Source organism: Granulicella aggregans (assembly GCF_014203275.1).
GTDB lineage: Bacteria > Acidobacteriota > Terriglobia > Terriglobales > Acidobacteriaceae > Edaphobacter.
On the sequence record NZ_JACHIP010000051.1, the window covers coordinates 1 to 8,801 of the forward strand.

Here is an 8,801-nt window from a genome sequence, read left to right on the forward strand (position 1 = left end):
GACGTAGCAGGTTGAGATGAAATCCACCCTACCCCCTACCGCGAAAGTTGCGAGCCCATGACCCACGGCTTCGTGGCTCATGTCCGCCACCATGAGAGCCAATACTCCAAGAGCCAGGAGTGTGAGTCGGTCATCGGTATCGACTGGTAGCATGAGTGAATCATAACGAGTCGAAGCGTGAAGAGACCGGCCGTATCCCTCGGAATCTGTGAGACACCGCAATACATTACCCGAACAGACTGAGTTTGCTCTCGATCTCGTCGGCTTTCTGGGAAACGATAGGGCGCTCACATGGTGACTTCAGGCCAGTGCACTCGTTCATACCTTCGGGGTCGATAAGTGCGTCGGCGATTTAGCGTCAATCAAGAAGATTCGACTTACCGTTCCCGACGAGCGTACCCGCCGCCAAGCGAGAAGTGCCATGTTGACGCTTCTTCTCAACCGGACTAACCTCTCCACAGCGGAACCACGCGCTAGTCCTTCTTCGATCCGCCCCAGCCGGATCGCATTGATGGGGGCAAAGGGGAGCATATCCTCGTCGGTCGCTGGAATCAGGCAGCCTGCCTTCGGATGAAGACGCTGGGGATCTTCGTCGCGAGGGCGAGAGGCGTGCCCATGACGGCCAGAAAAGATTTTAAGCGAATCGTGCGGGAGACCGCACGCCGAACCGAACAATCCTACGCGGCCGTTCAGCGACGCCTCCGAGACGACGGCACCAAACCGTCCACGGAGAGACGACCTATGAACATCGTTCGCACCATACCAGACGTTCGTTCTTTGAATATGCCAGCTAGCCGCGCCTTCTATGAAGGTGTACTGGGCTTCAATGTTGCCATGGAGCATGATGGGATGATGATCCTGGCATCTGCAACTCAGCCCAAGCAGCAAGTGTCTGTAAATGCCGATGCAGCAGACGCCAAACCGCTGCCTCCCGGCTTTGCCATAGATGTCGGTTTTCCTGAAAGCGTCAGCGAAATTCATCAACGAGGAGTCTCCCAAGGAGTGACCATCATCGAGCCGTTGGAAGATAAGCCCATCGGAATCCGGCGATTTTCCGTACTGGATCCGAACGGAACACGCGTCACGATTGTTGCCCACCTGAATCCGGCCGATCAGCCCCCACGGTAGACGCAATCATGGGCGCTTCGGTCCCTATGCCGAAGCGTCTATCTCTATCTTCGCAAAACAAAGGTACGAGGAGGAATCGTGAAATCCAACTACAAATTTCTAATGGCTATGATTGCGGGCCTTCTGGTCGGCGCCGCGGGCAAAAGTGCGATGCATGGCGAGCAAGTGAAGATGCCACCCGTCTATGTAATCTCGGAAGCTGAAACAATCGCAGACGACACTGCTGTAAAGAACTATGGAACGAAGGTGCAAGAAACCCTCGTGCCCTTCAAAGGACATTATCATTTCGTCGACGGCGATGCGCCTCCTAGGGGGATCGTCGTTATCGCATTCGAAAGCTCCGAACAGGCACTTGCGTGGTACAGTTCGCCGGCTTACGCAGCAATTAAACCGATCCGGCTGGCCGCGGTGAAGGGCCGCATGTTTATGGTGGGAGGCTTCGCACAATAGCCAGGCATCGCCAGCCTAGCCGTTTCCACCAAACACTTTCATCGCGTCTCAGATTCTCGCGTTCCATTTTAACTTCCCGGTACCAAGAAGCCGCAGGTGAGAGACTCGGCGATTTACCGTCATTCGAGTGATGTCGTTTCTGGGCGAGTTCTCTCAACCAGTACGCAGCCGTGACACCGCCCTCCATAAGGAGATCGCTTCCCGTAATGAACGCACCGTCGGGTCCAACAAGGAGCGCACCGACTGTGCCAACCTCGTCCGGCGGCCCAACTCGTCGGGCGCCGAAACTTCCAACATTCGTCTGTAGCCGGGACCGCGTGTGGTCCTTTCAGTTTGTCATTGGCGAGCAGCTTGGTGATGATGCCAGGGCTGATCGTGTTGCCCCTTACGCGCCGTGCTTTCCCCAACGAACCGCCTCTGCCCCTGACGCGCAAAGAGTTGCCGCGCTTCGATAGCTGCTACGCGTGTAAGGAATCTTTGATCCGTGGTCCGAGCAATGATGTTGTCCACAAGGAGAACTTCGCTACAGATCACGGTGAATGTTCAAATTGATGCATGATTGCAACTCAGCAAATCTGCGCCGGTTCAAGCGAATCTGACTAGTTTGGCCAGCGCAAAAGATAGAATTGCGCCACACCTGTGTGACTCATGATCGCTGGCTGGTTGTCAGCGGTTATGCTCAGCAACGCCTCGTCATTTTTTGCATTGATGTTTTCGACTCCCACAACTTTCTCCCAGGTACCCTCTGGCACACTCAGGCGATAGATCCCCTTACGCTCGTTCAAAGTAGCCATATAAATCGACTTGCTATCGCGTGACCACGCGTAGAAGCCGTCTGGAAACTCAAAGACCTTTAGCACCGACCAGGTTTTTGTCTTCGCCGAAAACATCATCATTCGCGCTGGGTTCTTGGTAATTGCCACCAGATACTTGCCATCTGGGGACCAGGACGCCAGATAGCATTTCTCCGCTCCTGCCATGGGGGAGACCTTGCGGGTGGCCAGATCCAGAATCTCCAGAGTGGCCGGTTCGTGCACTCCGTCCCAATAGTTGAATACAATCGATTTGCCGTCGGGAGACCAGGTCGGTACAAGCTCATAATTTCCTGTAGCGATCAGAATCTCCGGCGGCCCACCGTCTGCCGAGACCCTGTAGAGTTTGTAGTCATCTGTATAAACAAGCCACTTGCCATCCGGCGACCACTGCTGAAAGGATGCACCGCTTTCTGTCAACTGCGTCGCCTCGCTGCCGTCGAGACGGCTCTTCCACAGATGGTCACTGGGGAATTCGGTGTAAGCCATCCACTGGCCGTCGGGAGAGATCACGAATGAGCTTGCCGAGAACCCGCTGAGAAATGGAACGAGGTTCCTGCTCTTTGGGTCAAAGACCTGCATCGCGCCTTGATCAAGCCTTCCCAGGACAAGCAGACCTTTGGTGGTTCGTGAGGGGACGGAAGCTAAAATCTCGATCTGATTTCCGGTAATTCTTACCGCCTTGGGCTTTCGCCAGAAGTGCAACCAGTCCGGCTTGACCACCTCATACATGTTCTGGCGTCCTTCGCCGTCCGAGCGAAAGACAAAATGCCGTCCATCCCGAGTCCACCTTCCGTTCCGGATGTCCCAGTTATCGGGCCATTCCACGGAAAGCAGATGCGCCTGCGTGCCGTCGGGCCGCATGATCCAGATTCGCGAAGCGTAATCCAGCTCCGAGGTGACGCAAAGCTGTTTCGCGTCCGCAGAATAATAGAGGTCAGTGATCTGTCTTGGTGCTTCCCAGAGCTTTCTCAGGTTGCCGCCATTCTCGTCCATGCCATAAAGGGCCGTGCCGACCGAGGAGACGATCGAATGTCCGTCTGGTGACCAGATCGCCCGGTCTCCCAGATGATCACCCAACTTTCGGGGTGTACCTCCAATCGTCGAACTGACCCACAGAGATCCGACGCCAGTCAAGTCGTTCAAGTCCGCCTTCCAGGCCAACAGCTTTGAGCCATCTGAAGATAAATCTCGCAGATGCATTCCCGGCTCCAGCGATCGCATGGGAACCACCTTGCCACCGCTCACCGCCATCTCGGATGCCTCGCTGTGATGTTCGAAATAAAGTCGCGATCCATCGGTGAAGATGGGTCGTTCCTTAAACTCGGTCGAGAACGTGATCTGCGTCGATTCCAGGGGTCCCGCCACCTCGGGTGTGTGCAGGAGAGTCGCCATCACCATTGCAGCAGCCAAGCCAACCCCGTAAAGCCAGAGCTTTGGCTTAAGCCAGATGCGCCTTGCGAGAACAGGTTCAGGTTGTCGAACAGCCGGGTGCATTATCAGGTTAGCGGGCGCTGCCTCGACCGGTTCCAGCTCAATGGCGTCGCTTTGACTGGCCACCGTTGCGGCGGGCCGTTCGCTCGCCTGGATTTCGGCGGTGATGATTGCCGGTTCATCGAGCACCGCGAGTGCTTGCCATGGCTCCGTCTCAACGGCCGCGATAAAGCGGTAGCCGAGCGTCGGCACCGTCTCTATATAGCGAGGCTCCTTGGCATCATCTCCGAGAACTTTACGGAGCTGGCCTATAGAGCGGTTCAAAACATGGTCAGTTACAAAGGCGTCACCCCAAACCGCGCTCAATAGTTCGCGCCGCTCGATCAGGCGTCCTTGGTTTTGAGCCAGAAAGATCAGGACATTCAACGCTTTAGGTTCGATCGCAAGCGGCTTGCCTGCCTGCAGGAGACGAAAGCTTTGCTGGTCGATCAGGAGATCGCCAAACCGGTATTGATGCGTCACAAAACGACCTCAGCATTCCATTCGGAATTCAATCGAAAAACATCGGCGTGCCGTGAGTACCGCATACCCTTCGCCGCCCTAAGTTCCTCCTCAGCAAAAGGAGGAACACATGAACTTCACACGGTTCGCGAAATGGGCGGTTGGAGTGGCCCTATTCTATGGCACGGCTGCCGGAGTTTGCCAGAGCATTTCCGCGGGACCAGAAACGAATCCGCCGACAGCCGAACAGGAGCCGGCCAAGACTGCGGCTGGCGCTGCGCCGGCGCGTGCACGGATGTCCGTCCAGTTCATCGCTACCGGAGCGAAGGCAGGCGATCCGACCCCAAAGAGCTGCCAGGAGATCCTGGCGGTCCTTCTTCCGTATATCCAGGCTTATCCCCATCCGGACGACTGGACCTGGGACGTCGCCTGTGACGCGGCAGCTTGGGCGCGGATTCAGCTCCGCCAGGGCAACCAGGTTGGCAGCGGCATTCTGGCTATCACCAACAGACCGGCGCATTCCACCATCATCCGGGGTTCGGCCATGGTCCATGCCTACAGCGGTGATTTTCGGGCACAGCCCGAGCACATCATTGCCCACGAGCTTTGCCATATCTATCTGCAGAGCAGCGACGAATACAAAGTCGACGCGCTGGCAACGCGATGGGTCGCGGAGCGCACGGCGCTCCACCTTGCGGCTCTCAGGCCTTAGCTCGTCCGTAGATCATCGCCGTCGGTATTTAGGGCCATTTTGCCCGAGAAGTGCACGTCCTCTGCGAAACATTACAACGCCCTCAGAGTTTCGTGAGGACTCCCGCGCCCGCCTCACGCCATAGTTGCTCTTGTTGCACCGTTACCACTGCGGAGCATGGCAACACTTCTGGTCTTTCCGAGCTACAGGCCGTCATTCGACTCAACCGCCGCACACAGCGGCCCAACTAATTAGGAGACAGAGATGAAATTCAGCTCACGGCTTATGGCATGTTCCTTCGTCATCATGATGCTTCTTACGTTCGCATCCTCCGCGCTGGTCGCACAGTGCGGAGGCCCCTTGAAGTACAGTTCCTTCTCCAGTCAGGCAAATTCCGCCCCTCGCTTTACGCTGGCTGGTTGGCCGGAGAATGGTGACAGTCGGTGGGGTGACGAACGTGACGAACATGGCTTCGAACCGATCGTCGGACTCTGGCACGTTGACATGGAAGACACATCCAAGGGCTACGCCGATAAGGGGTATGCCGCGTGGCACAGCGACAATACTGAATTCTTCAACTCGACCAAAGCTCCCGGCACCGGTGCCGTATGCCAGGGCGTCTGGGAGAAGATCGGCCGCTCCACCTATCAACTCAACCACTTCGCTCTTGGGTACAACGGAACCGTTGCGCCAAACGACCAGGGAATTACCGTACCCACCGAAACCGAGCCCGCACAGATCGTTCACATCCGCGAGATTGTGACCGTCAGTCCGAACCATAAACGCTTCAAGGGGACTTTTTCGGTGGAGGTATATTCCTACGTCGGCCATAACCTCTTAGTCTCGTTTCACGGACCTATCACCGCGGAGCGCGTCACCATCGACTCGCCGCTTTCATCACAATAGAAGCGAGCTATCGGCGCGATCCATGTCGCCCCGTTTGAACAGGCCAGCATCTGGCAATATCCTGGGCCACATGTTGGCCGGCTCGCTAGGAAGATAGAACCGTAGTGGGTTCTGATCGGTCGTAATCCGACGCTACAGGAGTGCATAGCCGATGAGGTCTCCTTTTGTTCAGAGTCTTTCTTGGTAAGCCTCACTTGGCGATATCAGGCCAATGCGCGTTTACAACTTAGATCGCGTTCGAAATGCAGCGGCGATTATGCGCTTCTTGAGAGTCAACGGCTGCGGCGGTGTTTGTCGTGGGCTGTCCGGCTCAGGGGGTGGAATTTGATCCAGATGTGCGCATGAGGGCTTCGAACTTGGGAATGCCGCATACACGACGTAACCGGATGATTCAATCGTTCTTGGCAATCAGGGCAACTCGTGTTATTTTCTCTTGGATCGATTTACCCAATACCTAGAACGCGTCGGACGAGTTCCTAAGACACCGTTCCCGTATGCGCTAGCAAGGCCGATATCCGGAGCCAGGGCACGAAGGATCCGCATTAATAACAGCAAAAGGGAGGCCTTGATGAACGCCGGTCAACTTTGCGCAGGCGCCCTGCTCGCGTTCGCGAGCTTCTATCCATCCGCAGGATTCGGCGATGTGGTAACGGAGTGGAACCAGCATGCCAACGCTTGCGTCCTGGAAGCGAAGATAGCTCCATTCGCTGGCACGCGCGCAATGGCCATTGTGCACACGTCGATGTTCGATGCCATTAACTCGATTGAAGGTCGCTACACGCCTTACAAGTTCAAGATATCCGCTCCTCCCGGCAGTTCGCCCGAAGCAGCCGGAGTTGCCGCCGCGCACGCAGCTCTCGTATCGCTTTTCCCCGAGCAGAAGGTAGCGCTGGACAAGGTATACGCGGCCTCGCTCAGAAATATCGCGGAGGGGTCGGGGAAACTAACGGGGATTACTGCAGGAGAAGAAGTCGCATCAAAAGTGCTGGCGTTGCGTGCTTCCGATGGCTCTGACGTTGGCAATACATATCGGCCGACGACCACTCAGGGCGCTTACGTCTCGACCTCTCTGCCCGTCGGTACACAGTGGGGGAAAGTTACACCCTGGGTGATGGAGAGCGGATCCCAGTTTCATCCGGCACCACCTCCGGCACTGGGCAGTGCAGAATGGGCGGCAGACTACAACGAGATCAAAGAACTTGGCGCCAAGAAGGGTTCGCGCCGTACCAGCGAACAAACCGAGGCTGCGCGCTTCTGGACGATCACGGGCCCGCAGAGCTTCGATCCGATCGTGCGCCAGCTCGCAGCCGCACCAGGGCGCAACTTGAGCCAGAACGCGCGATTGTTTGCCTTGGTGGAGATGGCGGTCGCGGATTCTTATATTGCGGTCTTCGAAGCGAAGTACAGCTTCAACTTTTGGCGCCCTGTTACAGCGATTCGCAACGGAGATATCGACGGCAACGATGCCACCGCCCGCGATCCTGGATGGGAGTCGCTGGTCGACACGCCGATGCACCCGGAGTATCCCTGCGCACACTGCATCAACTCCGGCGCTGCCAGAGCGGTTCTGGAGTCAGAATTCGGAACGGGACCGATTGCCCTGACTATGACTAGCCCAACGTCGCCCGGCATGATGCATAAGTGGCCTACGATCGCGGATTACGCGGAAGAGGTATCCGCCGCAAGAATCTACGGCGGCCTTCACTACCGGAACTCAACCGTAATAGGCAAAGCGATGGGAGAGAAAATTGGGAACTTGGCCGTTCAGAAATACTTGAAACCCATTCCATAGAATCCACACTTCAGAATCTATTCGCGAATGCGACGCTTTCGTGCCTAAGGCTGAGAGCAGAGGCGAATCGTATGTCGTCCATTCGCAGCCGTTCCGAACGAGCGCATCGCGACAGCGCACTCATTGAGGAGACCGATTCGGAGACATGCATTTGCAGGTGTCCGACGGTTCGTGGGCTTTGTCTCAGGATTGGCGACAACAGACCTTATCGCGAATTGACATCTCCGGAGAACAGGCAGCCAAAGCGATCGTTTACGGGCTCTTCCAAGTTCTGCTTGCATCCGAGGTAGCGTTCTGTTGTCAGGACGGAGGCGTGACCGAGAAGAAACTGTATTTGCTCCAGTTCGCCGCCGTTCACATGGCAGAGCTTTGCGCAGGTTCGCCGAAGGTCGTGAGGTGCGAGGTGGTCGAGCTCCAGACGCAGTGCACAGCTCCGGACTACGTACCAGACGACGTTTTCGGATATGCCCTTACCCCAGACGGTTCCGTGACGACTGACTGCCCTGAACACTCGTCCCGTCGTGACGGATGCAGCTGTCAGCCATCTGTCCATGGCATTCTTCACCCAGACCGGCATGGGGACGGTCCGAACGTGGTTACCCTTGCCGACAAGGTCAACGATCGCCCAATGGCCCTGTCGGACTTGTATGTCTTCTCAGCGCAGGGCAGACAGCTCGGCTCGGCGCAGACCGCAGCCGAGCAGGATCGCTATCATAGCGACATTCCGGGCGTGGCGTAAGCCTTGCCCATTCGCTTTCTCAAGAAGCAACCGAGCCTGGTCCTGATTGAGCCAGTTACCCGCGCGGCATCCGAGTTGCTTGACGCCTTTGACGCGCCGTATGCCAGCAGCAAGTTCCGGACTCAGCAGGCCCGAGTCTGCCGGGCTCTGTTGCAAGTTTTCGGTGGTTGCGTGAAGATGGGCTGAACCCGAGCGGAGCTGGTCATGTCAGAGTTCAAGTGGCGTCAATTTGAAGGCGAGATCATCCTTTGGTCGGTGCGTTGGTACTGCCGTTATGGCATCAGCTATCGCGATCTCGAGCAGATGATGGGCGAGCGCGGCGTGCCGGTCGATCATTCCACGATCTAC

General features: G+C 56.7%; 7 protein-coding genes and 1 pseudogene. 6 read left to right on the top strand and 2 right to left on the bottom strand.

The features are described from left to right. The first annotated feature begins 741 nt into the window (after nucleotides 1-741). Together HDF16_RS29520 and HDF16_RS29525 are read left to right on the top strand one after the other, a co-directional pair. A complete protein-coding gene (locus tag HDF16_RS29520; protein ID WP_184224442.1) occupies nucleotides 742-1,128 on the top strand; it encodes a VOC family protein in 387 nt (128 codons plus the stop codon). A 78-nt stretch (nucleotides 1,129-1,206) separates the two neighbouring features. Continuing rightward, nucleotides 1,207-1,578, top strand: a complete 372-nt coding sequence (locus HDF16_RS29525) for a DUF1330 domain-containing protein (RefSeq protein WP_184224444.1) — start codon at nucleotides 1,207-1,209, stop codon at nucleotides 1,576-1,578. Nucleotides 1,579-2,177: 599 nt separating this feature from the next. Here the strand turns inward: HDF16_RS29525 and HDF16_RS29530 are convergent. Continuing rightward, a complete protein-coding gene (locus HDF16_RS29530; protein WP_184224446.1) occupies nucleotides 2,178-4,346 on the bottom strand; it encodes a winged helix-turn-helix domain-containing protein in 2,169 nt (722 codons plus the stop codon). 109 nt (nucleotides 4,347-4,455) lie between these two features. On the opposite strand from HDF16_RS29530, the gene HDF16_RS29535 reads away from it, so the two are divergent. The 3 genes from HDF16_RS29535 (at nucleotide 4,456) to HDF16_RS29545 (ending at nucleotide 7,714) form a co-directional block, all read left to right on the top strand. After that, nucleotides 4,456-5,037, top strand: coding sequence for a hypothetical protein (locus HDF16_RS29535; protein ID WP_184224448.1), 582 nt, complete (start codon nucleotides 4,456-4,458; stop codon nucleotides 5,035-5,037). A 243-nt stretch (nucleotides 5,038-5,280) separates the two neighbouring features. Then, a complete protein-coding gene (locus HDF16_RS29540) occupies nucleotides 5,281-5,922 on the top strand; it encodes a hypothetical protein (RefSeq protein WP_184224450.1) in 642 nt (213 codons plus the stop codon). Between the two features lie 568 nt (nucleotides 5,923-6,490). After that, nucleotides 6,491-7,714, top strand: coding sequence for a vanadium-dependent haloperoxidase (locus HDF16_RS29545; protein WP_184224452.1), 1,224 nt, complete (start codon nucleotides 6,491-6,493; stop codon nucleotides 7,712-7,714). A gap of 205 nt (nucleotides 7,715-7,919) precedes the next feature. Here the strand turns inward: HDF16_RS29545 and HDF16_RS29550 are convergent, their stop codons facing one another. After that, on the bottom strand, nucleotides 7,920-8,363 hold the full coding sequence (locus HDF16_RS29550) for a tyrosine-type recombinase/integrase (RefSeq protein ID WP_184224456.1): 444 nt from the start codon (nucleotides 8,361-8,363) through the stop codon (nucleotides 7,920-7,922). A 294-nt stretch (nucleotides 8,364-8,657) separates the two neighbouring features. On the opposite strand from HDF16_RS29550, the pseudogene HDF16_RS29555 reads away from it, so the two are divergent. Further along, nucleotides 8,658-8,801, top strand: a pseudogene (locus tag HDF16_RS29555) (IS6 family transposase); the annotation flags it as partial.

Excerpts from the sequence above, each read along its gene's own strand:
- HDF16_RS29520 (WP_184224442.1), top strand. The coding sequence starts at position 742 with ATGAACATCGTTCGCACCATACCAGACGTTCGTTCTTTGAATATGCCA.
- HDF16_RS29535 (WP_184224448.1), top strand. The coding sequence starts at position 4,456 with ATGAACTTCACACGGTTCGCGAAATGGGCGGTTGGAGTGGCCCTATTC.
- HDF16_RS29540 (WP_184224450.1), top strand. The coding sequence starts at position 5,281 with ATGAAATTCAGCTCACGGCTTATGGCATGTTCCTTCGTCATCATGATG.
- HDF16_RS29545 (WP_184224452.1), top strand. The coding sequence starts at position 6,491 with ATGAACGCCGGTCAACTTTGCGCAGGCGCCCTGCTCGCGTTCGCGAGC.